The following is a 24,770-nucleotide window of genomic DNA, read 5'->3' as shown; positions in this document are numbered from 1 at the left end:
GATTGCTGTCTGATTTGTGAACTCCCAAAGAAGAATCGTGCTGATTGTTGTAGTTTCGACGAATTCGTTCTAGAAACGAAGATATGAACGATTCCGAATGTCTGCCCGATTGCGAAAGATGTTCTGCCGTTTTTCAAGCAGGGAGGACGGAAAAAAGTTTGACAACGAGAGTTGTTGGTTTTTTTCTCCTGTCTAACTTCACATAATCCGAGTCACATCTGTCGCTCATGGTCAGTCTTTACTGTCACGGATTGATTCAAGGCGGCTTTCATTTCTGTCATCTTCAAGAGAGGCATTTCTATGAGACTGTTCACGCGATCCGCGTTGACGCTGTTCCTTATGCTGAGCTGCGGTTTGTTCGCTCAAGCACAGGACAAACCCAACATTTTAGTCATCTTTGGAGATGACATCGGCCAGTCCAACATCTCCGCTTACACAATGGGTTTGGTGGGGTATCGGACTCCAAACATCGATCGTATCGCCAAGGAAGGAATGCTCTTTACTGATTATTATGCAGAGCAAAGTTGTACTGCCGGTCGATCGACCTTTATCACCGGGCAGTGTACCTATCGCACGGGACTTTCCAAAGTCGGTCTTCCGGGAGCGGATCTTGGTCTTCAAAAAGAAGATCCAACCATCGCTGAACTGCTGAAGCCGCACGGGTACGCTACCGGCCAGTTCGGGAAAAATCATCTCGGCGACAAAGATGAATTTCTTCCCACCAATCACGGGTTCGATGAGTTCCTCGGCAATCTGTATCACCTCAATGCTGAGGAAGAGCCAGAAAACCGGAACTACCCGAGTGACCCCGAGTTCCGCAAGCGATACGGTCCTCGTGGAGTGATCAAGTCAAGCGCTGATGGAAAGATTGAAGATACCGGTCCGCTCACCAAAAAGCGTATGGAGACTGTCGATGACGAAACCTCCGACGCTGCCGTTGACTTTATGGAACGTCAGGTCCAAGCGAAGAAGCCATTCTTCTGCTGGTTCAATTCAACACGAATGCACTTCCGAACACATGTCCGTGAAGAACTCCGCGACGAACCCGGTTTGACTGCCCGAACTGAGTATGCAGACGGAATGCTTGAGCACGATGGCGACGTTGGAAAGCTTCTCGACAAACTCGACGATCTTGGAATCACCGAGAATACAATCGTCATCTACACAACAGACAACGGTCCTCACAAAAACACTTGGCCGGATGCCGCTGTCAGCCCGTTCCGAAATGAGAAAAACTCAAACTGGGAAGGCGCCTTCCGCGTTCCGGCGATGATTCGCTGGCCAGGAAAGATCGAGGCTGGCAGCATCTCGAACGAGATCGTGAGTGGTCTCGACTGGTTGCCGACTCTTCTCGCTGCTGCAGGTGAAGATGATATTAAAGAAAAGCTTCTCAACGGACATGAAGCGAGTGGGAAGTCGTTCAAAGTCCATCTCGATGGATTTAATATTCTGCCTTACCTGACCGGGGAAGAAGAAGAGTCTCCACGAAACTCGTTCTTCTACTTCAACGACGATGGACAGATCGTCGGTTTGCGGTTCGAGAACTGGAAGCTCGTGTTCCTGGAACAGCGCGCACAGGGAACGCTCAAGATTTGGGCGGAGCCGTTTACAACGTTGCGACTTCCGAAGATGTTTGATCTGCATGCCGACCCGTATGAACAAGCGGACATCACATCGAATACTTATTATGACTGGGTGCTCGACCACGCGTTCCTGTTGGTTCCGGCTCAGCAATATGTTGGAACGTTCCTGGAAACATTCAAAGAGTTTCCACCTCGACAAAAGCCAGCCAGCTTCAACCTTGAGGACGTGATGGACAAATTGCAGGAAGGTGTGAATCACTAAAGGTTCAACACTCCGGCAGAAATTTTGATAAATTGAAACGGGACGTCGGAAACGGCGTCTCGTTTTTTATGGGCTGGCCCAAACGTTTGCTTCACTCGCATCACTTGTTGTCTGCTCCAATTGGAGACCAGCGAATTCGTATACCAGAGGTGGCAAGCATGTTTGAACTTGATCAAAGTCAATTGACCGAAGAACAGCGAGACATGGTTCAACTGTGGGAAGATCATGTCAAAGCGGAGTTTGAAGACAAAGATTCGATCGCTTCATGCGGAACGATGGTCGACGAACCATATGTGAATCATGTGCCGACGCTGGCAGGCGGAAAGGGACGAGAGCATCTCGAATACTTTTACGCAAACTATTTCATTCCTCGCAATCCGCCGGATGTCGAAACCGAACTGATTTCAAGAACAGTCGGCCAAGACAGATTTGTCGACGAATTCGTTTTTCGGTGTACTCATTCTCGGCAAATCGACTGGCTGTTGCCGGGTGTCCCGCCGACGAATCGACGCCTTGAGCTTGTCCTCGTCGTGATCATCTCCTTCGAGAATGGAAAGATGAAAGAAGAGCACATCTATTGGGATCAGGCTTCGGCGCTGGTTCAAGTGGGGCTGCTCGATCCATCTCAACTCCCGGTCGTTGGAGCTGAAGCTGCGCATAAAATGCTCGATCCAGATTCCGTTCCCTCGAACGGATTGATCAAGCGATACGTCGACGACGACAAGCTATAAAGATGTGCGACGTCCTATATGCTGCGAATCCGATCGGTTTAGAATAGCGTTTATTTCACCTGTTCGACTAACCAGCGACAGTACCCAAGGATCGAATCGTCATTCGTTTCCGGTCCCCCGGGAATTGTGCTTCCGCAGGCATGTTTAAATGCATTGAGGTCGTAAATCATGTGAGGGTGACGTTTGGGGAGGCCAGCATCCCAGTATTGAATCAGCCATTCTCGAAATGCGTTTCCGTCGCTGTCTTTGCAATCTTTCCCTTTGAACGGGCCATAGTAGAAAACATACTCCAGGCGTTTTCCTTGAGTGTTCCGCTGGCGGAGTGTCCACTTCGCGCCTCGAACGACATCTTTGGGTTCGGTGCGGCCCGACGGCGATCCAGTGATTGGCCAGTAAATATTGTAGTGATGAACCTCGAGGCAAACGCCATCCATCATTTTAACGATCCGCTGGGCTTTCGGATCGTCGACGAATTCATCAGGCTCGTAGACCATCTGAATCAGTTTGTAATCAAAACGCTTGAGGATTTTACGATCCCATGCACGCTTTAAGACTTGGCGCAATGCATGGACATCACTCGGAAATAATATTCGCTGATCTTTCTCAATGGGGCCGGGCGGTTTCCCAGCGATCGTCTCTCGCGAGATCTTAACCCCATAGAAGTGGTAGCCTTTGACTTCTTCCCGGCGAATCAATTGTACGAGCGGATTCGTCTCAGGGTTCGGGTCCATCTGACCTTCTTCCCAATCGATATAGAACTCGGGAAACAAGACGCGTGTCTTGAAAAAGAGCATTTCCTGAGAGCCATAACCCATGTCCACGTTGTTGAAGCAAACAGGATAGCCACCGATCCCGTAGGTCTTCATCTCGTTCCCGTACCACACCGCACAGCGAATGGCGACTTTCGTTGCATCGACCGACCGACAGGCGAAAAGGAAAATCAGAATGACAGTCGTCGAGGAGAGAGAACGAATCATGTCTCATCCGGTGTTAAATATTCAGGAATCGATTTCAGACCGTGGATCAAATCACCTTGAGCGCCGGTTGCCAGTTGTTATGTACTCGATCAATCCAACGGGCAAAAATCTTGCTCTGTGGATGCAGGACTTTCTACTACAACCAATTCCCCAATCAGGTGCATGGCTCACAAGTGAGTGACTCGTTCATTACTCTACACGATCTCAACTCCTTATCAATTGGAGTCAGAGAATCCTGAGCGTTCTCTGAGTGCGGGATTGTGCACTCAGGAGGAGAACGGCAGTTCGGACAAAACACGCTTGAGTTTCTTGGAAGCTGCGCGGCCGGTACACTCCCGGCACATTCCATTGTTTTCAGTAAGGTATTGAATATGAGCAGGTCGAAAGTCGTCGTCACGGATTTCATCCACCCTCCGCTCACGCACGAGGAAAAGATCCTCGGCGAGGTCGCCGACACTGTCGCGCTCAATGCGTTTTCTGAAGATAATCTGGTTGGGAAGATCGAAGACGCTGACGCGATCATGCTCTACCACTTCATCTCGCTGTCCGAGAAAACGATTTTGCGTTTGGAGAACTGTAAACTGATCGTCCGCTGTGGCGTGGGCTTTGATAACGTCGATCGAGCATTCGCACGTTCACGCGGAATTGATGTTGCCAATGTTCCTGATTACGGAACAGAAGAAGTTGCAGATTCTGCGATCGGGATGATGCTGACGCTCGCTCGCGGTGTGCATTTCATGAACAGCCGATTGCAGCGAGGAGAAGGCCCTTGGGTCTATGAGCAGGTGAGGCCGACGCATCGCCTGCGCGGGCGAGTGTTCGGGATGATCGGAGCTGGGAGAATCGGAACAGCGACCGCTCTGCGTGCGAAGGCACTCGGAATGCGCGTCGTCTACTACGATCCCTATGCACCGGATGGACGAGACAAGTCTCTGGGAATTGAGCGGATTGAAGATCTTGCCGATCTTCTCGCCATCTCCGATGTGGTCAGTGCCCACTGTCCGCGAACCGAAGAAACTCAGCACATCCTGAATGATGAGACCATTGCCCAAATGAAGCGAGGATCGATTCTCGTTAATACTGCTCGGGGAGGCGTTGTCGATGCCCATGCTGTCTTGAGAGCCATCGAGGCTGACCATCTTCGAGCAGCTGCTCTGGATGTTCTGGAGATCGAGCCTCCTGAGGAAAACGATCCGCTCATGCAAGCCTGGCGAGACCCTTCGCACCCCGCATTCGACCGGATCATCATCAATCCCCATGCTGCGTTTTATTCCGAAGAGGGGCTGGACGACATGCGAATTAAGGGAAGTCAGAATTGCTATCGAGTGCTGACCGGCGAGAAACCCCGAAACGTCGTGAATTGAAACGAAGAACTGTTCGTATGTTTACTGCCAGCGACGGCCGGTTTTCTTTTGTGAAGAGCGATGGAAGAGAGTTTCTGGCAAAATCAGTTTGGGGAATGCGAAGAGACTTGACGGTCAGGGTTTCAACTGACATGATTCTCGTTTCCCAAATTCTCAGGGGAAATGTCTGTCGTATTTTGACGTAAGTTGAGGCAAGTCAGGAACTAAAGTCCATGGGACGATACACCGGCCCAAAAGCCCGAATCAATCGCCGCTTAGGTTTTCAAGTCTTTGAAAGCGCTGGAGCTGTTCGTGCGTCTGAGCGAAAAGAATATCCTCCAGGGATGGCTCAGCGTCGACGAAAGACGAGCAACTATGGGTTGGCTCTGGTCGAAAAGCAAAAGATCAAGTTCTATTACGGGTTCCGTGAGAAGCACTTGCGTCGTTATTTCGACAAAGCTCGTCACACCAAGGGGAACACCGGGGAAAACCTGATGATCCTCTGCGAACGACGTTTGGATAATGTCGTTCGACGTGCAGGGTTCACATTGACTCGTCCGCAGGCCCGACAGGGAATCGTGCATGGGCACTTCCTTGTGAATGGTCGCCGAGTCGATCGTCCCTCATTCATCGTGCGTGCTGGCGATGTTGTGACGGTCAAGAATCGTCCGAACCTGTCGCAACTCTACAAAGAGTTGAGCGAAGCTGCCGGCGAGCCAGAATGCGGCTGGATCAACTTCGATCGCAGCGAGTTGAAAGCAATCGTCACTTCACTTCCAACATTTGATGAAGTGAGCCTTCCCGTGAACGTGGGACAGGTCGTGGCTTTCCTTTCACGATAGTCGAAACGTCCAAAGGTTCTTCGACGCTCAGTTCGGAGCTTTGGATTTCGCAAACGAATCATTCAACAGGTGGTTGGAACTTTCCAACCACCTGTTTTTTTCATGGATGGTGAGAATTTTTGAAGCGAATCAAATCGGCAACTTTCAATGGATCAAACACATCCGGTTCGCTGACTTTCCGCTGATAGCTTGGTGTTGCTAATCTAAGTCGACATCCTTTCAACCCGGAGTTGTTATGAGCGAACGAAAACTGACGCGTCGAAATCTCATCACGTCATCTGCCGCCGGAACACTGGCTGTCGTCGGAGGGGCCAGTTTCGATCCTGCTCAAGCAGCCGAACAGAAAAAGCAGCCCAGTCGCACGCCGCGAATTGCAACGTCGACATACTCTTACTGGCGCTATCGCCCGGATACAAAACTCTCCATCGTTGATTGTATTGATCTGGCTGCTGAGGCGGGTTTCGATGGTGTGGAAGTCCTCCATGTGCAGATGACGGATGAATCGAATTCCGCGCTGCAGGAGATCAAACAACGAGCGTTCCGGAATGGGCTCGACCTTTGTGGATTCTCAACGCATCAATCGTTCGTCTCGCCCGATCCTGAAAAACGCAAAGCGAATGTAGAGAAGACCAAGCATCAGATCGAATTGGCTTATGCCATGGGAATTCCGACGATTCGAGTGAATACCGGTCGCTGGGGAACCATTGGAAGTTTTGACGATCTCATGGCGAACAAGGGGATCGAACCGATTCTCGATGGCTACACCGAAGATGAAGGGTTTCAGTGGGTTATTGACAGCCTCGAGCAATGTCTGAAGAAAGCTGAGGAGTGTGGAGTTGTTCTCGGGCTGGAGAATCACTGGGGGCTGGGACGTACTGCGGAAGGGGTTGTCCGAATTATCGACGCCATCCAATCGCCCTGGTTAAGAGCGACTCTCGATACGGGCAACTTCCTCGAGCGGCAATACGAGCAGTACGAAATCCTCGCTCCGTATGCGGTCTTCGTTCAAGCTAAAACGTACTACGGCGGCGGAACGTGGTACACAATTGATATCGATTACGACCGCGTCGCTGAGATCCTTCGGTCAGTCGATTATCACGGCTATATCTCATTGGAGTTCGAAGGGCAGGAAGGGCACGAGTCCGCGATTCCCAAGAGTCTGGACATGTTGAGAAAATCGTTCTCTTGAGCCGTCGGTGATCTTTCGCCACGCAAAACCCGGTTCCGGCTATTGATTCAACAGGTCAGTGATCTGCTCCTGAATCCATTGCTCGTCCCCCGGTTCGAAGTTGACGAAATACCCGACGACGATTCCTTCCGAATTGATGAAGAACGTTGTCGGGTTGTGCCAGACGTTTAATTCCTTCTGCGCACTCTCCTTCGAGATTGAGACGACCGGGAACTTCCAATTCGTCTGGGCTGCAATCTTTGCGACCTTCTCGTCCGGCAATGAGATCGCAGCGGCAATGGCGTGGCGCTCACCATTGAGTTTGTGAAGCGCTTTGCCGAGTTTTCGGCATTCCTGGTCGGCATTTGACCAGACGGTGAGCAATGCGGGTTTTCCGTCTCGAAGGTCGTCGAATGTTTGTGCCTCTCCATCGTTCGAGGTCAGTTCAACCGGTGGCAGTCGGTTCCCCAATAACTTCTCCGGAGCCCCTCGTCCGGGAGAGTGCCGGAAAATCATCTCTTTGAAGCCAAGCTCTTTCGCAAATATTTCGGCCGGAGAGACTCCTGCGATTTGACCAAAGAGATGGTCAGCGTTGTCCCGCGCGAATTCGGTGCTGCGAATGTCAAATTTGAGTCGCCTTCGTTCCGGAAGACTGAGAGCATCTATATTTGCTCTGATTGAATCTCGGAGCGATGTAGAGAGTTCTTTGATTGTCGTATCAATGGGCTGTCGGATTTCCACAAAGCAATCGAAGTCTCCGAGAAGATACCGCGACAGTCGCGTGCGTAACGGAAAAGCTCTCGAATGAAAATCTCCGACGCCATTTTCGTTGTTGTCATCCGGTTCGACGAACTCGGAGGCAGGTCCGAATCGGTCTTCCCATGAGACAGAGGTCCATGTCATCGATGTCTTAAATTCCTCGAAACCGGCGTTGCGACAAATGTTCTTCAGCGCCTGTTCGAGGAACTTCTCGGAGTCCTTATTGTTTTCGAAAGACTCGAATCGGATAAACATGTGAATCGAAGTGTGCCCTTGTTCGCGGAACTCTCGGAGAGACTTCAGCAACCCGAGCAGCCCCAATTCCGCGAGGTCGACCTGTCCCCCTTCGAGCGAGTCGCTACAGTTCACGACTGCGTACAATGAGGCATTCGATGAAAGCAAACGATGATGGAGTTCGGTTGAGATCGGCTCAATAAAATAGGTTTCGGCCTGGGATTGTTTCGGCGAGAAGATGAGCACGAATGCGGCAATCATGCTGAGGTGCATGATCGAACGCACGGGGAATCGTTGACTTCGCGAACGGACTGGCATGACTGAACGACTCCGCAGGTTGAGCGATGGTTTCAAGTCATGATGCCACGAATGGCAATGTGGCTGCAACCGATGTGAGCCATTGAGCACCTCGAGCGAAACTGTTCATCGAGGATCGAGGCTTTGTTCATCCCCCGCCGATTGCTTTGGCTGAGCCTGTTCTCTCGTCAGAGTTGAATCACTTGGTATGGTGGTGTCTTCATCTGCTTTAAGCTGCGACGATCATTTCCGAGAGTTATTCAGACACACTGAGTTCATGGAAGACATCCAACAATTCCTTCCCGAAGATCAACAAGTCACCGTTCTTCGGCGAAGGCTGAAAGCGTGGTTTCGCAAGCATGGGCGAAGTCTTCCATGGCGAGAGACGCGAGATCCGTATCAGATTTGGGTCAGTGAAATCATGCTTCAGCAAACGACAGTGAAAGCGGTCGTTCCCTACTTCGAGCGGTTCCTGGCTCGATTTCCTCAGGTTGAAGCGTTAGCGGCCGCGAGTGAGGAAGAAGTGCTGCAAGCTTGGGAAGGACTGGGGTATTACAGTCGCGGACGAAATCTCAGACAGGCAGCCGTTGAAATCTGTGAGCGGTTTCACGGGGAGTTTCCCAAAGGGCTCGATGATCTCCAGTCGTTGCCGGGAATTGGCCGTTACACTGCGGGCGCAATTCGTTCTTTCGCTTTCGATCTGCCTGCACCGATCGTTGAAGCGAACACGCTTCGGCTGTATTGCCGTCTACTGGGCTATGACGGAGATCCTCGCGATCGAACCGGTGAACGATTGTTGTGGAGTTTCGCCGAACGATTGCAGCCGCAGCGCAACGCCGGTGAGTTGAATCAGGCACTGATGGAACTCGGATCTCAAGTTTGCACTCCGGCCTCGCCGCTTTGCGATCAATGTCCGGTCAGTTCGCATTGCCGCGCGTTTGCGGATTCGAGTCAGAATTCGATTCCGTGGAAACGCGAACGACCGAAGGTGACGCAGCTTGTCGAGGCCTCGGTTGCGATTCGGTCGGGGGAGACATACCTGGTTCGGCAACGGCAGTCTGATAAACGATGGGCTGGGATGTGGGACTTTCCTCGATTTGGAATTGCCGACATTAGTTCGCGAACGCGAATGACTCGGCAGGGTTTGAAGAAGCTGAGTGCCACGGTTCGGGATGAACTTGTTCGCACGCTTCAGGTCGAAGTTGAAAATCTGGAACTCGTGACTGAGATTCGACATTCCGTCACGCGCTATCGAATTCGATTGTTGTGCCTGCGCTGTGATTTCACTCATGAAATGGAGACGGCCGACTCCACCCGTTCGAGCGGGGGCGAGATCGCGTGGAAGACACTTCGGGAATTGGAGGAGCTTCCGATGCCGCGCACGGGACGTCAATTCGAGAACATTCTTTCCGGGAAGCAATCATGATGCTGCGGGCGGCTCAGTCTGGATCAGATCTTTGCGGGAGCCTCCGAGCGACATCGCTCCAGTTGGAACGGGGAACGTGCGGTTCGGAATTTCAATCTCAAACATGCAGCCCGGATTTCCGTTCAATCGATCTTTGATTTGAATTCTTCCGTGAGATTTCTTCACCAGCGTGTTCACAATATACAGCCCGAGCCCAGTCCCTTTTCGGCGACGTTCGAGTTCGCTGCCTCCTCGATAGAAAATCTGGAAGACATCTTTTCGATCGTCTGGTGAGATGCCGGTTCCGTTGTTTGCGAGTTGGATCATCACACGGCTTCGACCGTGCGGTTTGACTCGAATGACGACTTCCGGAGGAGTTCCGGCGTACTTGACTGCATTGTCCACGAGGTTGGCAAAGACGAGATCGAGCACGATCTTTTTAGCTTTGACGCGGACCGGTTCGACTTCGAAGGTGAAGACGTCCTCAAGTTTGACGTTCCAGTTCAGACACGCTGTCTCTGCATACTGATGCAGAAGCGGGGCGATTTCGATGTCTGCCGGCTCGTCATTGTCTCCGAGTGCGTCGAGTCTTCCGACCTCCAGAAGTTGACTGATCAAGCTGTCGAGTCGTCGTAACTCGTTGGCCATCACGCCGTGGAATTCGTCCCGCTTCTCTTCGGAGAGATTGCGCATTCGCAATGTTTCCAGATAGAGCTGAAGAGATGCAATCGGCGATTTGAGTTCGTGGGTGACGCTATCGACGAAGTTGGCCTGTCGATTGTTGAGGCCAATTTCTTTCAGCGTCAGCACGAGCCAGGCGGAGAGTCCGGCGAGAATCAACGTGAACGCGACGACTCCGATCGTCAGTGCTCCCCAGAGCGAACGTTGCGCCAGCACGATGATCCAGCAGATCATGAGAGTGACATTCAGCACCATCAAGCTGACACTCAGCGTGATGGGAAGATGGATCTTGCTGCGTCTACGGAAGTACGTGGCCATAGAAATGATCAGTCGGGTCTGGGGGAAAAATCATCCCCTCAGACTTGCTGGCCCAAAACAGCTTATGGAGCAGGGAGAAGTAGGGGACCGTCTTTGGAATCTCCTAATGTTGGTTCGGGAGAAGAAGTTTCAACAGGATCAACATCGCCTGGAAGTGGCGGAATGATACTGGAGTTCTCTTCTGTGGGGAAACTCAACGCCTCGGAGTCTGGTTCCGTAAGAGGAGCTGATTCGGGATCATTCTGCGGAATCGCATCCTGATCTGCCACGACTGCTGTCGGAGTTGGATTCGGAAGCTGTTCCACCTGGTCAAGTTGAGGGAGCAAGAAGGCCACAAGGTGTTCCTGGCTTCCGCTGAAACGGATTGCCGATTCGATGAGATTCTTTGAACGGGAATCGCCATCGAGGTAGAGCAAACTGCCGAGCAGGAACAAACGGTTCGGATCACGCACATCGCGACTGGCCCACTCTGCCACGCGAGTTTTGACCCTCTGTTTTTCCCCTTCATTGCGGGGGCCGAACATTTCGTCGAGCGTGACCGGAGAGAATAACCAAGTTGAGTCGATCGAGACCGCGGCTTTTAATTCTTCGACTGCTTCGTCAAAGCGACTTCGAGCGGCCAAGGTGATTGCGTTTCGGTAGCGAGGTGATGCCAGTCCGGGGGCTTCACGCATCGCGTTTTCATAATTCTCAGATGCTCCCAGATAGTTTGTGAGTGCAAATTTCTGATCGCCGCGAGCTTCAAATCGACGGCTTCGCTCAAGTTCGATTGCGGTGAAAGGTTTCGCAGCGACATGCCGTTTCGGCTCGTCGTCGTTCAAGTTGTTGGCGTTGAGAACCTGGTCGATCGGATCCAATTGAGGGATCGGCTGAAAGAGTGGAGCGTTCACATTGGGATTGGCGTTGGCGTTCGCGACAGCATCGTCGACGATCGTTCCTGATTGTCCGAATTCCGCGACGCTGGGAGGCATCGCGTCGGGATATGCCTGATAAGACAGATAACCCCAGGGAGCAAATTGCGGATAAAAGAAACCGTTGTATCCGCCCCATGAGACTCCAAATCCGGGAGCACCCCATCCGTAATAAGCGGGGGCATAATACGGGTTGCCGACATAGAACGAGTAACCGGGATAGGAGACTGCTCGACCGCTCGCTGAATAGACGCGTCCCGAACCGCCGCCGTGCCATGGGCGACCATATCGCCGTTCATATTGATAGTGGCTCTGAGTTGGTCCGTAAGGTCGACCGGTTGCGCCGTAGACGAGTGGGTAGCTGCGACCGCGTTTTCCCGGCGGGCCAGATAGGCCTGTTTCCGCGCAGAGTGCAACGATCGAGCAGACAATCAGGAAGTACTGGATGCTTCTGAGCATGAAAATCTCCAAACACGGCGTCGACTTTCATTATAGTGTCGCCAACTGCAGGTGGCATCCCTTTTCCCAAATGATCAACGAAAAGCCATCTCTCAGATTCTATCAGGTGAGTTGAGAGGTGACGTGTCAGCGAAATACACTCAGATGAACGAATTGTCCCGCACGGAGACCCCGAACAAGCCCCTTGTCTCGCGACTTCAACGGCTCATCGCGGTCTTCTTTCTACTTCAGTGTGCGTTGACGTGGCCACTCTGGGTGAGCCCCGGATATCCCCAAATCCCATGGTTCGGGCTGCTGACAGGTGTTCCCTTCTGGATCGATTACGTGCTCTTTGCCGGAGTGGTGATCGGAGCGTTCGGAGTTATTGCGAACGTCACAATTCGCGGGCGTGATGTCTTTCCTGGAGTTCTGTATGCAGCTTCGCTGGGACTTGTGCTGCTCGATCAACACCGATTGCAGCCGTGGACTTTCCAGTTCATTGCTTCCGGCCTTTTGCTGTGGCTGGCTCCTGATTCGCGAGGACTGAAATGCAATCGATGGTTCATCTGTAGCGTTTATATCTACTCTGCTGTCTCAAAACTGGACCTGACTTTTCTGGACGCACACGGTCAACTTTTATTGAATGCTGGCTTGAACAACTTAGGAGTTGAAACCAACTATTGGTCAACGGAGTCGCGTCGATGGATGGCGTTGTCGCTTCCCGTCGGAGAATTGATAATTGGCGGCTTGCTCGCGTTTCGGCAGACGAGAAGTCTGGGCCGCTGGGCGTCGTACGTGATGCACGGTCTTCTGATTTGGATGCTCGGACCGCTGGGGCTGAATCACGAATACGGAGTCCTGGGGTGGAACCTGTATTTCATTCTGCAGAATCGATTGCTCTTCGCTTCAGGTGCTGCTTCTTCTTCAATCGTTGATCAGATTGAGACGATCAATCCGTGGCGCAACCGAGTTGCTTTTGCAATGACCGGGCTGCTGGTCGGACTGCCGATCCTTGAAAACTGGGGCCTCTATGACCACTGGCCTGCCTGGGCGGTCTATTGTTCCCGCCCAGAGAAAGTGCGCATCGAAGTTGTTCCTGCCGAAGGAGAGGAGGTTCCGGAAGGTCTCTCGGACTTCCTCACTCCCGGTCCGGTCTTCAGCGATTCCGAGGAGTTCTCGATCGACAAATGGTCGTTCCAAACACGCTATTGTCCGGTTTATCCCCAACTTCGGTATCGACTCGCCGTCGCGAGAGCTTTCCTCGATCGAATTCCAACGGAGTCGTTTCAAATTGAAATCGAACTGACACCCGATCGGTGGACGGGAGTTCGAGAAGTGATCAGCTTATCGAACCGTCATGAACTCGATGAGTATTGCAGTCGATTCTGGATCAACACTCGACCGCGTCCGACGCACTGATAGCCACTCGTATTGATGGAGCCGCTGTTACCACTGGTCGTCGCGGGGGAACTGCGGGTTCAGCATCGCGAACTGTTCGATCAGTTCCCGAGATTGCTCATCGATGTCTTTCGGAACAGTGATCTTGATGATCACAAACTGATCCCCGGTCGTTCCCGTTCGAGGATTGCGAAATCCCTTGCCTCGCAATCGGAGTTTTGCTCCCGAAGAAGTTCCGGCCGGGAGTGTTACGCTGACCTGTTCCCCACTGAGAGTCGGGACATCGACTTTCGCACCAAGAATTGCTTCGGAGACGGAAACCGGAACCTCGACCGAAACGTTATTTCCATCTCTGCGGAAATAGGGGTGAGGAGCAACATTGACTGTTACCAGCAGATCCCCGTTTGGACCGCCATTTCTTCCGGGTTCTCCCTGACCGGCGAGGCGGATCGATTTTCCTGACTCGATTCCGGCGGGAATTTTGACCGTCAGTCGCTCCACTTTTCCGCCACGTTGCATCGACAGATCGTAATCGCCCCCGGAGGCAGATGTTTGAAACGGGACCTGAATTGACGTTGTGACGTCCTGACCTTTCATCGGCTGAGCAGAATGACGCGAGCGTGCTCCGCCTCCGCCAAACATGCCTCCAAACAGGCTCTCGAGGTCGACCGCTCCTCCTCCGCCGAAGATGTCACGCAAGTCAACATCGACAGGTCCGCCACTTCGGAAGGGATTGCCCTGCTGCGGTCCTGCTCCACCTTGAGCGTGCTTCCAGTGTTCGCCGAACTGGTCGTATTTCTTTCGTTTCTCTTCGTCACCGAGAACATCGTACGCTTCGGCAGCATCTTTGAATCTCTTGGCTGCTGCATCGTCGTCCGGCTTGGCATCCGGATGATTCTCGCGGGCGATCTTTTTGAAGGCTTTGCGAATTTCGTCCTTGGTTGCCGATCGGGAAACACCTAAAACTTGATAGTAGTCCATCTTTCGTTAGCAATCTTCTTGAATTCTTTGTGTCAGTATGAGTACTCGATAGGCGAACAATTTTCGGCGAACGAAACGTCATTGTTCGCCCTTTGCAGTAAAAAGACAACCGAACGATCTATGCCAGTTCAATTTGAATATCGAAGCCGAACACAATCCCCGCTTTCAACCCTCATCGGCTGTCTTCCCCTCTTTCTGATCCTGATGTTGATGTGCCTGTTGCCGTCGCTGCTTTTCGATCTCGTGCGTTCGATTTTGACGAAGCTTGGTCTCTCATCAGGAGTCGCTGGGTTGACAGTGCTCGGAGTCTTTTTCGGGTCGTTTATTAACGTTCCGGTCTATGAATTTCGACGAGACGACCTGCAACCCGAAGTGAGGTACGGTCCACTCGGGCAGGCATTTGAGCGGGACTATCAGCGAGTCTTCTCGCGAACACAGATTGCCATCAATATTGGCGGATGTTTGATTCCGGTTGCTCTGGCGATTCACCAGGCGGTCCGGGTGGCAGGATTCGGAAACTCGGCGATTCTTGCAACGTTCATCGTTGCGGGGTTGAGTATTGGAGTCTGCTATCGGACGGCCCGTCCAGTCGAAGGAATCGGAATCATGATGCCCGGTCTGGTTCCGCCGATCCTCTGCGTGATTTCGGCGTGGATTCTGCTGCCTGAAGCATCCCCGGAAGAACGAACAGCTGCCGCGTTTATCGGTGGAGTCGCGGGGCCGGTCATTGGTGCTGACCTGTTGCACCTGCGGGATGTTCTCAAGACTCCGGTGGGGATCATGTCGATTGGCGGAGCGGGAACGTTCGATGGAATCGTGCTCTCGGGAATGCTCGCAGCCTTGTTGTCTTGACGATTGTTCGAGGGAACAGGATTTCGAACATCGCGCGCGAAGACAAAGAGATTGCGAGGAAAGTTGCCGGTCGCAACATCTTCAGCGATGGGGCCAGCGATCTGAAATGAAAAAGTCCGCGGTTGAGATCAACTGAGATCAACAACCACGGACTTTTCGATTCAATCGTGACGGTTCGGCAAGACACGAGAAGCTTGTTCTTCGTGTCCGAACTCGCATCCCGCAATGTCTCAGTTGGAGGGTCCACCAATCACGTTGGGTTGATCAAGTCGAAAGCTGTCGACGCACTTTTTCAGCTTCGGGCCAGCCTGTTCCCATTGTGATTCGAGGGCAGTTGCGGTGACGAGGTAGACCTTGCCATCTCGCTTGTGAGCAGATGTGTACCAGTGCAGAGTCTTGTTCTGGGTTGTTCCGGTGTACTCCCAAAGGGCCATGTTTTCCTTGACGTCTTCTTTCAGCACCTGGAAGTTCAGTTGCTCAAACTGTCCTTTCGAAAGGTCTGAATATTCCTTCATTGTGCCGGGATAGGGTTGGATCTGCACGTTCACGTTCGGGGCGAAACCTTCTGATGCGGATAGAAACATGATCAGTGATTGATACGGGGTTTCTCCGACTGGGGCTTCGAGTGGGGTCATCGAATAACCGTTGACTGGAAAGGTCATTCGAGGTTGGAGGCTGTCTTGTCCGAAGCTGATTTGTGCACACACAACTGTCAGCAGACATGTCATCATCCGAGTCATCGCGGGGTCCTTCGTTGTCGTCGAGATTTCAGGTGAGAATTTTCGAGGGTGAGGTTGAGTCTGTCTCTCTGGGTGAAGGATGGGGTCCCGCAGCCCGAAACAGATTTACACACTTTAAACGCGATTCCATCCGTTGTTCCAGCGAACAAGCGAAATCGAATCGCAATCCATGAATACTGGATGCTCGGAAAATTCCCCATCTCGACGTCTGCACATGACGTTCCCGCGGGGGGACTTTGCGCTGTTTGCCGGGCGAGAGTTGGGAGATCCTCAACTCAGAACCGATCGGGTTCCCGGACAGAATGTTCTGATTCACGAGAGAAAGACGGCATTCTTCGAGCGAAACGAGTCCCGGCGAGTGCGAAGAAATGGGGAAAACGGTTAGCCAATTGCTTCGACGATGCGGCTGCCGAAGAGGATGAGCAACACGATGATCGCCGAGACATTTGTGGCGACGACTGCAGCTGTTCCGAGTCTGAGGATCTGATTGAGGTTCTGGCCGATATAATGCCGGAATTCGTGGACAATCAGTTTCAAGAGCTGATGAAACAGTTCAACAGAGAGCGTCAGGCCGAATGTGAGGACCAGAATTGCCCACTCGATGACACTCAAGCGGAACACGAAACCAGAGAAAAGAACGCCGATTCCGACGAACAGATACATGAAAAGGGTCGAGTCGGTTCGAAGGCCGATACGAAAGCCGGTTTCGGCGTCGACCAGACGCTGTCTCCAGGCGGGGCGATTCGCTCTTGAAATCTGCATGACGGATTTTCGAGAAGGGATCTGTGGAAAAGGTCCACGAACGTGGCCTCGGCGAAAATCTAATCCGATCCGCGAAATCAGGTCAATTGCAACCTGCTGAAATCGGCCGGTCGCCCAGTGAGTGGCTGTCGGGAAGGCGATTCGTCCTGTAATTCGTGCAAAATTTGTGGAAAAGAGTTCAAAAAGCTGAACATTCGTCGAATGCCTTCATCGTGTTTCTGGTTGCGACCGATAAAAACGGTACTGAGAAGCCTCGAGGATGAGGCGAACATCACATCAAAAGCATGACGCCGCGTTCAAACGCGAAATTCCACCAGGACGGTCGTTTCGGAGAAATTCCATGCGACTTGCATCCACACCAGTTCAGACCGTTTCTTGCCCATCAGTTCTGCATTCAATGGGACAATGCTTCAGCAAGTTCTTGATGATTGGGACACACCTCGACTATGATGAAGGCATGAGACGTTCAAAAACAGGTTCCACTTCCGACCAAAATGAATCTGGGAACGACCGGTCAGTGACTGACGGTCAACAAAAACGAGTCGACCGATCGGACTCTATGGCTGGTCATGATTCTCAAAGTTCTCCTTCGCAGTCTGTCGAGCGTTCCGGAGAATCTCATGCCGAGCGATTGGCACGAATTAAATCGGAAATCGAGTCAGGAACGTATGACACCCCAGAGAAGCTTGATCTCGCGATCGACCGAATGCTTGGTCGCATCATGATGGATTGAGCCTTGTTGGCTTGAATTGAAAGGAGCGATCGTGTCCGATCTGGAATCGGTCTCGGTAGCGATCTCCCCGAAGGAGAAATACCGCGAATATCTGGCGACGCAGCGACTGCGCATGACGCGCGAGCGCTCCATCATCGTGGAAGAAGTGTTCGCTTCTCACGAACATTTTGACGCCGATCAACTGATTCAGCGACTCGATCAACGGAGCGACGGCAAGCGAGTCAGCCGCTCGACCGTTTACCGCTCGATCAAACAGCTTGAAGATGCTGGTTTAATTCGCAAAGTGGCCCGGCAGGACGATCGTGATCTTTACGAGCACGATTACGGATACCCGCAACACGACCACTTGATCTGCAAGAAGTGCGGAGAGTTGACGGAATTCCACAACGAGCAAATCAAGGAAATTCTCGAAACTGTCGCGAGAGAATTTGGGTTCCGAATCGAAAGCCATCGTCTCGAAGCTCATGGGCTTTGCAAGAACTGCTGTCGTCGACCTCAAGACCGGCCGAGCAAGCTCAACCTGATCTGACGGTCTAAGCACTGTCAGACGGTCCAAGACCGTGCGTTGATCGTGAATGTGTGAGCGCATTCGAAGACGGCCGAGACAAATCGGACCTATGTGGGGCTCTCCCAACCCCGGCTTTCTGAGTCAGTTGGCACTGCGCTGATTGATCAAAGTTGGCTGATGGGGTGCTGGCCTCGTTTCATCTCTCAAGGTATGCTGAACGCTCGAGTTGTGATCGGAGGCTCTTCGCCTCCTGATTGCCGCGATGCGCATGTGGTCTCACCGGAGGAACCGGCAGTCTGTGCGCACGCACAAGCAAGAGTGACATGCTCTCGCCGAGACTTAAGAGCGCCAGCATTATTGGAGAGAACATCGTGAGAAGCTTCCCGGAGCATTGTTCGACACAACCTTCGCGAATCAACAGCAAGCATTCTCTTTGGATTCGCTCTCTCACGAGCCTCCTGTTCCTGGGAGTGTCCTTCTCTGCGTCTGGCGGAGAGTTCTCCAAACAGCAACTGACTGACCGCTACTACTGCGATGGCGTCGACACTGGCGACATCAACGGGGATGGTCACATCGATATCGTGGCTGGTCCTTTCTGGTACGAAGGGCCTGAGTTCACGAAAGCCAACGAGTTCTATGAAGCTGTACCGTTGCCTCCGGAGGAAAGTCCGAGCAACAGCATGTCTTCGTTTGTCAGTGACTTCAATGGTGACGGGCGGCCGGACATTCTTGTTCTTGGACGTGTGCACAAGCACTCCGCCTATTGGTATGAAAATCCGGGTGAGGAGTCCGGACTCTGGCCAAGACATTTCGTCTTCGAAAGAGTCCGGGGAGAATCTCCCGTTCTCATCGATATGAATCAGGATGGCACTCCCGAATTAGTCACTCATTGGGATGGGAAGTGGGGATTTCTCAAGCCTGATTCGAGCGATCCGAGAGCACCGTGGGGCTTTTCTCCAATCGGGGACAACGAGGATTGGCCGCAGTTTTATCATGGTCAGGGTGTTGGGGATCTGAACAACGACGGTCGCCTTGATTACGTCATCAATGATGGTTGGTACGAACAACCGACAGAGTTTGATCAGCCCTGGCCGTTTCATCGGATGCTCTTTTCAACCGATCGAGGCGGAGCACAGATGGGCGTTTTCGACGTGGATGGCGATGGCGATTCCGATGTCGTCTCTGCGATCAATGCCCATGAGTGGGGCCTGGCCTGATACGAAAACGACGGAGAGGAAAAGTCCTTCCCCGAGCATCTGATCATGTCGGACCATTCCCGAGAAGAGGAGTTTGGAGTTGCTTTTACTCAGCCTCATGCTTTGGATTTTGCCGACATCAATGGCGATGGTTTGACCGATGTCGTAACCGGAAAACGAATGTGGGCACATGGGCCGGACGGAGATATCGAGCCCAACGCTCCCCCTGTCGTTTACTGGTTCGAATTAGAGCGACGAGATGACGGGGCCGTTCGGTTCATTCCTCATCTTGTCGATTCACATTCCGGCGTCGGAGTTCAAATCCTCGCAGAGGATATCAATGACGACGGGCGAGTTGACATCCTGACGGCTTCGAAATTGGGGGTGTTCGTCTTTAGAAACCTCAATTCTGCTCCGGGAAATTCGACCGGAGATTAAGCATGTGCTCTTTGCACGAGTCTTTCGTGCAAAGTGTGACGCGGCGAAGTGTGACAGAAACGGACTTCAGTCCAGGCTTGTCACGACTCCATCGATCGTTTGCCATTCCGCTCGTCCGGAATCCAGATCGATTTCGATTGACAAACTTTCCTTGCGTGTCACGCGAGGTTGAGAACACGATCCTGAGCAGTCTCGCGGACTTCCATCCGTCAGGTTGATCGTTACGATTGCAGTGAGTGTTCGGTTCTCGATCGAGACATGTTGAATCTCTTTGAGTGACGGATCGGCCGCGACTCCGCCACACCGAGTGAGACGCCGGACATCAAAACAGGCAACGGCGGCAGAGAGTTCAGTTTCGAACTCCCTTCGATCTTCAGAGTCTTCGTCAATCCTGAGCCGCGTCTTTTCGAAGGCCATCTGAAGAACTCCCCAACGGTTTCTGAGATGATCTGTTTCGAAGTCGTTGGCCTGCAAGGCTCAGTCGGAAAAAAGTAAATACGCTACGAGAGTGGTTGTGTCTGCGAACCTTGTTGCGGATAGATTTCACCGATGAACTGATCGATGATTTCGTTCTGCTCATTCAAGATGGCGACTCTCGGATCGTGTTTGCGTGATTCTTCTTCTGTGACGGAAACGAATGCAATGATGATGACACGGTCACCGATCGACGAGGTATGTGCCAATGCGCCATTCATTTTGACGACTTTTGATCCGGGAGGGCCTTCGATCACATAGCTCTCAGCCCGCTGGCCATTTTCGCAATTCGCGATCAGGACTTTTTCATATGGAAGCAGTCCGATAGCATCCATTAATTCGCGATCGATCGTCACGCTGCCATGATAGTGCAACTCCGTTTCTGTGACCGCAGCCATGTGGAGTTTGGATTTCAACAAGTGAAGCAGCATTCGAGTCTCAGTTTGGGTAAAGTGATCTGTATAACGAGTGTATAAATTCTTCGTGGAGTGATTCCAGTCGGGTTTCAGACAGCGTCACAATTCTATTCTTCGCCAAGTGATGTCCAGTCGACAAGTTCAATTTCCGGGCGAATCACAGCCTGAATGCCTGTTCGCTGGCTCGTTTTGACTCCTTTTCCTCCACGTCCGGTGACGTTGTATTTCATTTGTCCGAAGCTGAGCTCTTTGCCGTTTTCGTTGACAATTTTTAACACGTCACTCGGGCGACTGAGACGTTTTGCAGCGAGAACCTGATCTTCCTCGTCGGTCAGTTTCAGGCCGCGGACTCCTCGACCGGCACTGTTCAGAATGGGAACATCCGCGACGGCAAAGTGGATGAGTCTCGCTTCTTTCGAAATGAGAAAGACCGTGTCTTCTTCGTTCATCACCTCAACGTGGACAACTCGGTCGCCAGCGGCGAGTCGACAGTATTTCCGACCGTTCTTCGTCGACGGAGCCCGGAACTGAGAGAGCGACATTCGCATGACCTGGCCATGGGCTGTCGCGATGAAAAGATACGGCTCAGGCGGGTAGTCTTCGTATTCAACATCCTCAGGAGTGAATCGCGGATCGGTTGTCAGTCCCGCGATGATGGCGGCTCCGTCACTCAACTTGAAGTGTTTTGAGAGCGGTTCGCCGTACCCGGTTGAGGGAGGAATCTGGTCCATCGGAATCGTGTAAGCGGTTCCGTCAGAGGAGAACATGATCACGTTCTCCAGTGTCGATCCCGGATAGACGCCCAGAATTTCGTCCCCGTCTCGGACGCGCAGCTTGGCGACCGAAGAGATCTTTCCCAGTCGTCGGACCCAGCCTTCATTCGTCACGACAACATTGGTGTTCTCTCGAACGATATATGCTTGCGGGTCGAACTCGGTGATTTCGTCTGAGGAACCGAGGGCTGTTCTTCGTTTCGATTTGAACTGGTCTCCGAGTTCCTTCAGTTCCGCCTGAACTTCTTTCCAGAGTTGGGCGTCAGACTTGAGGATCTTTCGAATCCGGGCTGCTTCGGCCTGTTTTTCCTCAAGCTCTTCGCGAATTTTGTCAATTTCCAGCGACGAGATCCGGTACAGCTGGAGTTCCAGAATGGCTGTTGCCTGCTCTTCGTCCAGCGGAAACGCTTTCACAAGTTTCTGACACGCATCTTGTTTCCCGGTACTCTTGCGAATGATTCGAAGGGCTTCTTCCAGGTCATCGAAGATGATGACGAAGCCTTCGAGAATATGGATTCGACGTTCCAGTTGAGCGAGGAGATATTCGAATCGCCGGCGAACCGTAATGAATCGGAAGTCGAGAAAGTGTTGAAGCAACTCGACGAGCGAACACCTGTGCGGAACCAGAACTCCGTGCTCATCCGGGACGAGACAGGTTGCGTTGTACGAGAAGTTTTCCTCGAGGCGGGTGTGCTTATACATGTACGACATCACCGTTTCAGGATCCGTCCCTGATTTGATGTGCAACACAATCCGCAGTCCCTGTTCTCCGTCCGATTCGTCAGCAACATCAACGAGTTGCGGAAGCTTTCGCGAATCGCGAATGTCACCCAGAGAGTTGACGAGCCCGCCGGTTTCGACCCCATAAGGAATCGAATGGATCACCAGCCGGTTCTTGATTTCCTTTTTCTTTTCAGTGTCGTACTTCCACTCACCACGAACCTTGATTGCTCCGCGACCCTCTTCATAAATCTTGCGCAGCTCGACCGAGTCTGTGACGATGCGCCCTCCCAATGGGAAGTCCGGCCCTTTGATATATTTCCGAACATTGGCGACCGTCGCTTCGGGATGATCGACGAGATAGATCGCCGCTTTGATCACTTCACCAAGGTTATGAGGGGGCATGTTCGTTGCCATCCCCACTGCGATTCCCTGAGATCCGTTGACGAGGAGGTTGGGATACTGCGATGGCAGAACCGTCGGCTCATCTCGCGTGGCGTCATACGTCGGACGCATTTCGACGGTCTCGTACCGCAGTTCCGACATCAGCCGTTCTGCGATCGCTGTCAGCTTCGCTTCGGTGTATCGACGGGCCGCAGCCGGAAGTCCCATCACGTTGCCGAAATTGCCCTGACCATCGACAAGCGGTTCTCGATAGGTGAAGTCCTGAGCGAGACGGACGAGAGCGTCATAAACAGCTTCGTCTCCGTGAGGATGGTAATTCCCCGTTGTATCCCCGACGATTTTCGCGCACTTCCGGTACTTCGCATCTGCGGTCAATCGCAGGTCGTGGTACATGGTGTACATGATTCGCCGTTGCACCGGCTTGAGCCCGTCGCGGACGTCCGGCAGCGCACGAGACATGATGACCGACATCGCATAGTTCAAATACCGGCGGCGCGTTTCACCACTGATGGAGACGAACTGCAACTGATCGCCGTTTTCTGATCCGTCTGCGTCGGAGTTGGAACCATTCCGTGCGACCACACTTGTCTCCTTAGAGCGTTTTTTGAATGAAAGTGAATGAACTGGGATGAATCGGCTCAGTGAACGAATGCGCCACCGATTTCGCTCTTGAAAGCACGAAATCGAGTGAAACGCGTCAATTCCCGAGATGAGCGTTTTGGGCGCGAATGTGCCCGCAAAAGGGACTCATAACGGATGCGGAGTCCAGCATCAACGGTTGTCGGTGTTCCTTCGAACTCTTCTCAATTCCCGCATCAGCTTGTTAAAACTCGACCCGACACGTCGCCCATTGACCGAAGTTTTCCTCGACTTTCACCGACAAACTCGTCAACGGGGACGTCTCTAAAGTCTCGATCAACTGATCCGCAATCCAGCTGGCGAGGAGTTCTGCAGTCGTCTGTTCAATGGGAAGCAGAACGCATTCTTCGAGCGGAAAGACCCAGCGACGGTCCCGATACCGGACATGAACTTCTTTTTCGTCCGGTTCAACGGAAATCTGGCGGTGTTGAGTCGGAAGAAGCATGCGGTGATCGAGTCGGTCGACCCATTTTTGGAGTTCGTCGCGAAGTGCGATGAAATCGAAGACGAATCCGTTGCCATCGAGATCGCCCTCAACGCGAGCCGCGACACGCCAATTGTGTCCATGCAGCCGTTCGCAAAGATCGTCACCGATGGTGATGAAGTGCGCAGCTGAGAAGACAAGATGATCCTTGGTGACATCGACGGCAAAAGAGCGTGTCTGTGACATGGAGAACTCGTTGAGATTACGTTTCTGAAATCATGATCTGCGAAGGGGGACCCCAGTGTCCGTCGCGAATGGCTCCATACAATATCGCTGCAATGAGATCAGCGGTAGTTCCCGGATTTCGCCGGTGACCATCGGCCCGCAGCCATTGGTCAAATTCGGAGAGAGCGATCTTGCCTTGCTGCGTGTCTGGCCATCCTTTCTCAAGGACTTCGGCAGCTTTGAGAGCGGAAATTTCTCCAGTTTCACGACCGCATTTTCGGATGATGAGAGTATCCGGAACCCGATGCATCAATTCCAGTTGAGTTCCAATTACGCTCACTTCCCAGTCCAGCGTTCGCTCCCACCACTGACAGAACAGTTCGCGTCCCTGACCGAGAATCAGGGAGAAATCTGTCGTGTATTGCCGGGCGATGGTGTCTTTCGCGGCAGCAAACTGCATGCACGCGACGAGTGGCTGAGTCGGCTCGGAAGTGACATCCTGTTGCTGGGAAGTTCCCATTCCCCCGGGCTGTGACTCGCGAATTGCCTGATAGACGATCGAAGCTTCGCGTGGATCGAGAGCTGCCAGCACATCGTGGATTCCCTCTTCCAGCGACAAATGGTTCTCCACTGCTGCCATGGGCGCAAGGAGCAGCAGTATTCCGAGGTTCACGTTGGACTGAACTTGTTCACGCGTTTTTCGCACGACCGAGAGAATCTGCGCAGCGACAGACAGAGAGCGTTGTTCGTCTCCGAGAATCTGCCCGGTGATCTGAGCCGCGGTTTCGAAGTTGGAGAAGGTGAGGTCGTCGAACTGAGCCTGTGGATGCACGTTTCCCGGCTTGCGAGCGGCCGCTTCAAGAAGGCAAGCTGTCGTGATTTGCGACGATTTTGTGTCGATGGCCAAATTCAGCCGGCGTGACATTCGTCAACTTTCCGTGTTGGGATGTTTTCCGGACCGATCCCAAAATCTGCGAACTGAGAGATCTTCACTCTTTCAATCCATTCGGGGATAGTGTTGACGTCGCCGGGAGAACAAATTCGACCTGTTTGACGAGTCCGCGCCCGTTCAACACGGTGCTCGCCTGTTAAACAAGGTGAGATAGGGACAGGATAGCGGATGTAGGAATCTTATTG

Annotated in this window: 24 protein-coding genes; 12 read left to right on the top strand and 12 right to left on the bottom strand. The window is 52.5% G+C overall.

Annotated elements, in window-relative coordinates; genetic code table 11:
- The first annotated feature begins 339 nt into the window (after nucleotides 1-339).
- The gene (locus KOR42_RS03425; protein ID WP_390620860.1) at nucleotides 340-1,845 is read left to right on the top strand and encodes an arylsulfatase; all 1,506 of its coding nucleotides are present in this window, start codon (nucleotides 340-342) and stop codon (nucleotides 1,843-1,845) included.
- A 158-nt stretch (nucleotides 1,846-2,003) separates the two neighbouring features.
- Nucleotides 2,004-2,576 carry an ester cyclase gene (locus KOR42_RS03420; protein WP_146507209.1) on the top strand — a complete coding sequence of 191 codons (573 nt, stop codon included), beginning with the start codon at nucleotides 2,004-2,006 and terminating at the stop codon, nucleotides 2,574-2,576.
- 50 nt (nucleotides 2,577-2,626) lie between these two features.
- Here KOR42_RS03420 and KOR42_RS03415 read toward each other — a convergent pair whose 3' ends face one another.
- Complete coding sequence (locus KOR42_RS03415) at nucleotides 2,627-3,553, bottom strand: hypothetical protein (protein WP_146507208.1); 927 nt, start codon at nucleotides 3,551-3,553, stop codon at nucleotides 2,627-2,629.
- Between the two features lie 371 nt (nucleotides 3,554-3,924).
- Between KOR42_RS03415 and KOR42_RS03410 the strand changes: the two genes are divergently transcribed.
- The 3 genes from KOR42_RS03410 to KOR42_RS03400 all read left to right on the top strand — a co-directional run bounded on the left by KOR42_RS03410 (nucleotide 3,925) and on the right by KOR42_RS03400 (nucleotide 6,927).
- On the top strand, nucleotides 3,925-4,917 hold the full coding sequence (locus tag KOR42_RS03410) for a C-terminal binding protein (RefSeq protein WP_146507207.1): 993 nt from the start codon (nucleotides 3,925-3,927) through the stop codon (nucleotides 4,915-4,917).
- A 212-nt stretch (nucleotides 4,918-5,129) separates the two neighbouring features.
- Nucleotides 5,130-5,738: a 30S ribosomal protein S4 gene (gene rpsD, locus KOR42_RS03405; protein WP_146507206.1), complete on the top strand. Its 609-nt coding sequence runs from the start codon at nucleotides 5,130-5,132 to the stop codon at nucleotides 5,736-5,738.
- A 235-nt stretch (nucleotides 5,739-5,973) separates the two neighbouring features.
- Nucleotides 5,974-6,927 carry a sugar phosphate isomerase/epimerase family protein gene (locus KOR42_RS03400; RefSeq protein WP_146507205.1) on the top strand — a complete coding sequence of 318 codons (954 nt, stop codon included), beginning with the start codon at nucleotides 5,974-5,976 and terminating at the stop codon, nucleotides 6,925-6,927.
- 39 nt (nucleotides 6,928-6,966) lie between these two features.
- Here the strand turns inward: KOR42_RS03400 and KOR42_RS03395 are convergent, their stop codons facing one another.
- Nucleotides 6,967-8,217, bottom strand: a complete 1,251-nt coding sequence (locus KOR42_RS03395; protein WP_146507204.1) for a TlpA family protein disulfide reductase — start codon at nucleotides 8,215-8,217, stop codon at nucleotides 6,967-6,969.
- 256 nt (nucleotides 8,218-8,473) lie between these two features.
- Here KOR42_RS03395 and mutY point away from each other — a divergent pair, with 256 nt between their 5' ends.
- Complete coding sequence (gene mutY, locus KOR42_RS03390; RefSeq protein ID WP_146507203.1) at nucleotides 8,474-9,622, top strand: A/G-specific adenine glycosylase; 1,149 nt, start codon at nucleotides 8,474-8,476, stop codon at nucleotides 9,620-9,622.
- On the opposite strand, the gene KOR42_RS03385 is transcribed toward mutY, so the two are convergent.
- Both KOR42_RS03385 and KOR42_RS03380 read right to left on the bottom strand, forming a co-directional pair.
- Nucleotides 9,617-10,600: a sensor histidine kinase gene (locus KOR42_RS03385; RefSeq protein WP_146507202.1), complete on the bottom strand. Its 984-nt coding sequence runs from the start codon at nucleotides 10,598-10,600 to the stop codon at nucleotides 9,617-9,619. The genes mutY and KOR42_RS03385 overlap by 6 nt on opposite strands.
- A 62-nt stretch (nucleotides 10,601-10,662) precedes the next feature.
- Nucleotides 10,663-11,970 (bottom strand): hypothetical protein, encoded by a 1,308-nt coding sequence (locus tag KOR42_RS03380; RefSeq protein WP_146507201.1) that lies wholly within the window; start codon nucleotides 11,968-11,970, stop codon nucleotides 10,663-10,665.
- A 144-nt stretch (nucleotides 11,971-12,114) separates the two neighbouring features.
- On the opposite strand from KOR42_RS03380, the gene KOR42_RS03375 reads away from it, so the two are divergent.
- Nucleotides 12,115-13,368 carry a MauE/DoxX family redox-associated membrane protein gene (locus KOR42_RS03375; protein ID WP_146507200.1) on the top strand — a complete coding sequence of 418 codons (1,254 nt, stop codon included), beginning with the start codon at nucleotides 12,115-12,117 and terminating at the stop codon, nucleotides 13,366-13,368.
- 27 nt (nucleotides 13,369-13,395) lie between these two features.
- Here KOR42_RS03375 and KOR42_RS03370 read toward each other — a convergent pair whose 3' ends face one another.
- Nucleotides 13,396-14,328: a DnaJ C-terminal domain-containing protein gene (locus KOR42_RS03370; protein ID WP_146507199.1), complete on the bottom strand. Its 933-nt coding sequence runs from the start codon at nucleotides 14,326-14,328 to the stop codon at nucleotides 13,396-13,398.
- Nucleotides 14,329-14,448: 120 nt separating this feature from the next.
- Here KOR42_RS03370 and KOR42_RS03365 point away from each other — a divergent pair, with 120 nt between their 5' ends.
- The gene (locus KOR42_RS03365; protein ID WP_146507198.1) at nucleotides 14,449-15,180 is read left to right on the top strand and encodes a DUF1614 domain-containing protein; all 732 of its coding nucleotides are present in this window, start codon (nucleotides 14,449-14,451) and stop codon (nucleotides 15,178-15,180) included.
- Nucleotides 15,181-15,410: 230 nt separating this feature from the next.
- Here the strand turns inward: KOR42_RS03365 and KOR42_RS03360 are convergent, their stop codons facing one another.
- Nucleotides 15,411-15,920, bottom strand: coding sequence for a PsbP-related protein (locus tag KOR42_RS03360; RefSeq protein ID WP_146507197.1), 510 nt, complete (start codon nucleotides 15,918-15,920; stop codon nucleotides 15,411-15,413).
- Nucleotides 15,921-16,301: 381 nt separating this feature from the next.
- Nucleotides 16,302-16,682 (bottom strand): diacylglycerol kinase, encoded by a 381-nt coding sequence (locus tag KOR42_RS03355; RefSeq protein ID WP_146507196.1) that lies wholly within the window; start codon nucleotides 16,680-16,682, stop codon nucleotides 16,302-16,304.
- Between the two features lie 457 nt (nucleotides 16,683-17,139).
- On the opposite strand from KOR42_RS03355, the gene KOR42_RS26425 reads away from it, so the two are divergent.
- The 4 genes from KOR42_RS26425 to KOR42_RS03335 all read left to right on the top strand — a co-directional run bounded on the left by KOR42_RS26425 (nucleotide 17,140) and on the right by KOR42_RS03335 (nucleotide 19,557).
- Nucleotides 17,140-17,415 carry a flagellar biosynthesis anti-sigma factor FlgM gene (locus tag KOR42_RS26425; RefSeq protein ID WP_197440817.1) on the top strand — a complete coding sequence of 92 codons (276 nt, stop codon included), beginning with the start codon at nucleotides 17,140-17,142 and terminating at the stop codon, nucleotides 17,413-17,415.
- A gap of 31 nt (nucleotides 17,416-17,446) precedes the next feature.
- A complete protein-coding gene (locus KOR42_RS03345; RefSeq protein WP_146507194.1) occupies nucleotides 17,447-17,944 on the top strand; it encodes a Fur family transcriptional regulator in 498 nt (165 codons plus the stop codon).
- 302 nt (nucleotides 17,945-18,246) lie between these two features.
- Nucleotides 18,247-19,140, top strand: coding sequence for an FG-GAP repeat domain-containing protein (locus KOR42_RS03340; protein WP_146507193.1), 894 nt, complete (start codon nucleotides 18,247-18,249; stop codon nucleotides 19,138-19,140).
- Between the two features lie 45 nt (nucleotides 19,141-19,185).
- Complete coding sequence (locus tag KOR42_RS03335; RefSeq protein WP_146507192.1) at nucleotides 19,186-19,557, top strand: FG-GAP repeat domain-containing protein; 372 nt, start codon at nucleotides 19,186-19,188, stop codon at nucleotides 19,555-19,557.
- 66 nt (nucleotides 19,558-19,623) lie between these two features.
- Here the strand turns inward: KOR42_RS03335 and KOR42_RS03330 are convergent, their stop codons facing one another.
- The 5 genes from KOR42_RS03330 to KOR42_RS03310 form a co-directional block, all read right to left on the bottom strand.
- Entirely contained in the window at nucleotides 19,624-19,974 is a 351-nt protein-coding gene (locus KOR42_RS03330) for a hypothetical protein (RefSeq protein WP_146507191.1), read from the bottom strand.
- A gap of 83 nt (nucleotides 19,975-20,057) precedes the next feature.
- On the bottom strand, nucleotides 20,058-20,462 hold the full coding sequence (gene panD / locus KOR42_RS03325) for an aspartate 1-decarboxylase (protein ID WP_146507190.1): 405 nt from the start codon (nucleotides 20,460-20,462) through the stop codon (nucleotides 20,058-20,060).
- A 92-nt stretch (nucleotides 20,463-20,554) separates the two neighbouring features.
- Nucleotides 20,555-22,927: a DNA gyrase/topoisomerase IV subunit A gene (locus KOR42_RS03320; protein WP_146507189.1), complete on the bottom strand. Its 2,373-nt coding sequence runs from the start codon at nucleotides 22,925-22,927 to the stop codon at nucleotides 20,555-20,557.
- A gap of 241 nt (nucleotides 22,928-23,168) precedes the next feature.
- The gene (locus tag KOR42_RS03315; RefSeq protein ID WP_146507188.1) at nucleotides 23,169-23,654 is read right to left on the bottom strand and encodes a 6-pyruvoyl trahydropterin synthase family protein; all 486 of its coding nucleotides are present in this window, start codon (nucleotides 23,652-23,654) and stop codon (nucleotides 23,169-23,171) included.
- Between the two features lie 16 nt (nucleotides 23,655-23,670).
- A complete protein-coding gene (locus tag KOR42_RS03310; protein ID WP_146507187.1) occupies nucleotides 23,671-24,558 on the bottom strand; it encodes a triphosphoribosyl-dephospho-CoA synthase in 888 nt (295 codons plus the stop codon).
- Nucleotides 24,559-24,770 lie beyond the last annotated feature (212 nt).

Source organism: Thalassoglobus neptunius, from assembly GCF_007859735.1.
Lineage (GTDB): Bacteria > Planctomycetota > Planctomycetia > Planctomycetales > Planctomycetaceae > Thalassoglobus > Thalassoglobus neptunius.
This window is presented reverse-complemented; position numbering and strand designations above follow the sequence as displayed.

Coding starts and splice junctions, on each gene's coding strand:
- KOR42_RS03330 (WP_146507191.1), bottom strand. CDS start 19,974: ATGGCCTTCGAAAAGACGCGGCTCAGGATTGACGAAGACTCTGAAGAT.
- KOR42_RS03335 (WP_146507192.1), top strand. CDS start 19,186: ATGTCGGACCATTCCCGAGAAGAGGAGTTTGGAGTTGCTTTTACTCAG.
- KOR42_RS03415 (WP_146507208.1), bottom strand. CDS start 3,553: ATGATTCGTTCTCTCTCCTCGACGACTGTCATTCTGATTTTCCTTTTC.
- KOR42_RS03400 (WP_146507205.1), top strand. CDS start 5,974: ATGAGCGAACGAAAACTGACGCGTCGAAATCTCATCACGTCATCTGCC.
- KOR42_RS03310 (WP_146507187.1), bottom strand. CDS start 24,558: ATGTCACGCCGGCTGAATTTGGCCATCGACACAAAATCGTCGCAAATC.
- panD (WP_146507190.1), bottom strand. CDS start 20,462: ATGCTGCTTCACTTGTTGAAATCCAAACTCCACATGGCTGCGGTCACA.
- KOR42_RS03360 (WP_146507197.1), bottom strand. CDS start 15,920: ATGACTCGGATGATGACATGTCTGCTGACAGTTGTGTGTGCACAAATC.
- KOR42_RS03355 (WP_146507196.1), bottom strand. CDS start 16,682: ATGCAGATTTCAAGAGCGAATCGCCCCGCCTGGAGACAGCGTCTGGTC.
- KOR42_RS03340 (WP_146507193.1), top strand. CDS start 18,247: ATGCTCTCGCCGAGACTTAAGAGCGCCAGCATTATTGGAGAGAACATC.
- KOR42_RS03420 (WP_146507209.1), top strand. CDS start 2,004: ATGTTTGAACTTGATCAAAGTCAATTGACCGAAGAACAGCGAGACATG.
- KOR42_RS03315 (WP_146507188.1), bottom strand. CDS start 23,654: ATGTCACAGACACGCTCTTTTGCCGTCGATGTCACCAAGGATCATCTT.
- KOR42_RS03410 (WP_146507207.1), top strand. CDS start 3,925: ATGAGCAGGTCGAAAGTCGTCGTCACGGATTTCATCCACCCTCCGCTC.
- KOR42_RS03395 (WP_146507204.1), bottom strand. CDS start 8,217: ATGCCAGTCCGTTCGCGAAGTCAACGATTCCCCGTGCGTTCGATCATG.
- rpsD (WP_146507206.1), top strand. CDS start 5,130: ATGGGACGATACACCGGCCCAAAAGCCCGAATCAATCGCCGCTTAGGT.
- KOR42_RS03425 (WP_390620860.1), top strand. CDS start 340: ATGCTGAGCTGCGGTTTGTTCGCTCAAGCACAGGACAAACCCAACATT.
- KOR42_RS03365 (WP_146507198.1), top strand. CDS start 14,449: ATGCCAGTTCAATTTGAATATCGAAGCCGAACACAATCCCCGCTTTCA.
- KOR42_RS03375 (WP_146507200.1), top strand. CDS start 12,115: ATGAACGAATTGTCCCGCACGGAGACCCCGAACAAGCCCCTTGTCTCG.
- KOR42_RS03385 (WP_146507202.1), bottom strand. CDS start 10,600: ATGGCCACGTACTTCCGTAGACGCAGCAAGATCCATCTTCCCATCACG.
- mutY (WP_146507203.1), top strand. CDS start 8,474: ATGGAAGACATCCAACAATTCCTTCCCGAAGATCAACAAGTCACCGTT.
- KOR42_RS03370 (WP_146507199.1), bottom strand. CDS start 14,328: ATGGACTACTATCAAGTTTTAGGTGTTTCCCGATCGGCAACCAAGGAC.
- KOR42_RS03380 (WP_146507201.1), bottom strand. CDS start 11,970: ATGCTCAGAAGCATCCAGTACTTCCTGATTGTCTGCTCGATCGTTGCA.
- KOR42_RS26425 (WP_197440817.1), top strand. CDS start 17,140: ATGAGACGTTCAAAAACAGGTTCCACTTCCGACCAAAATGAATCTGGG.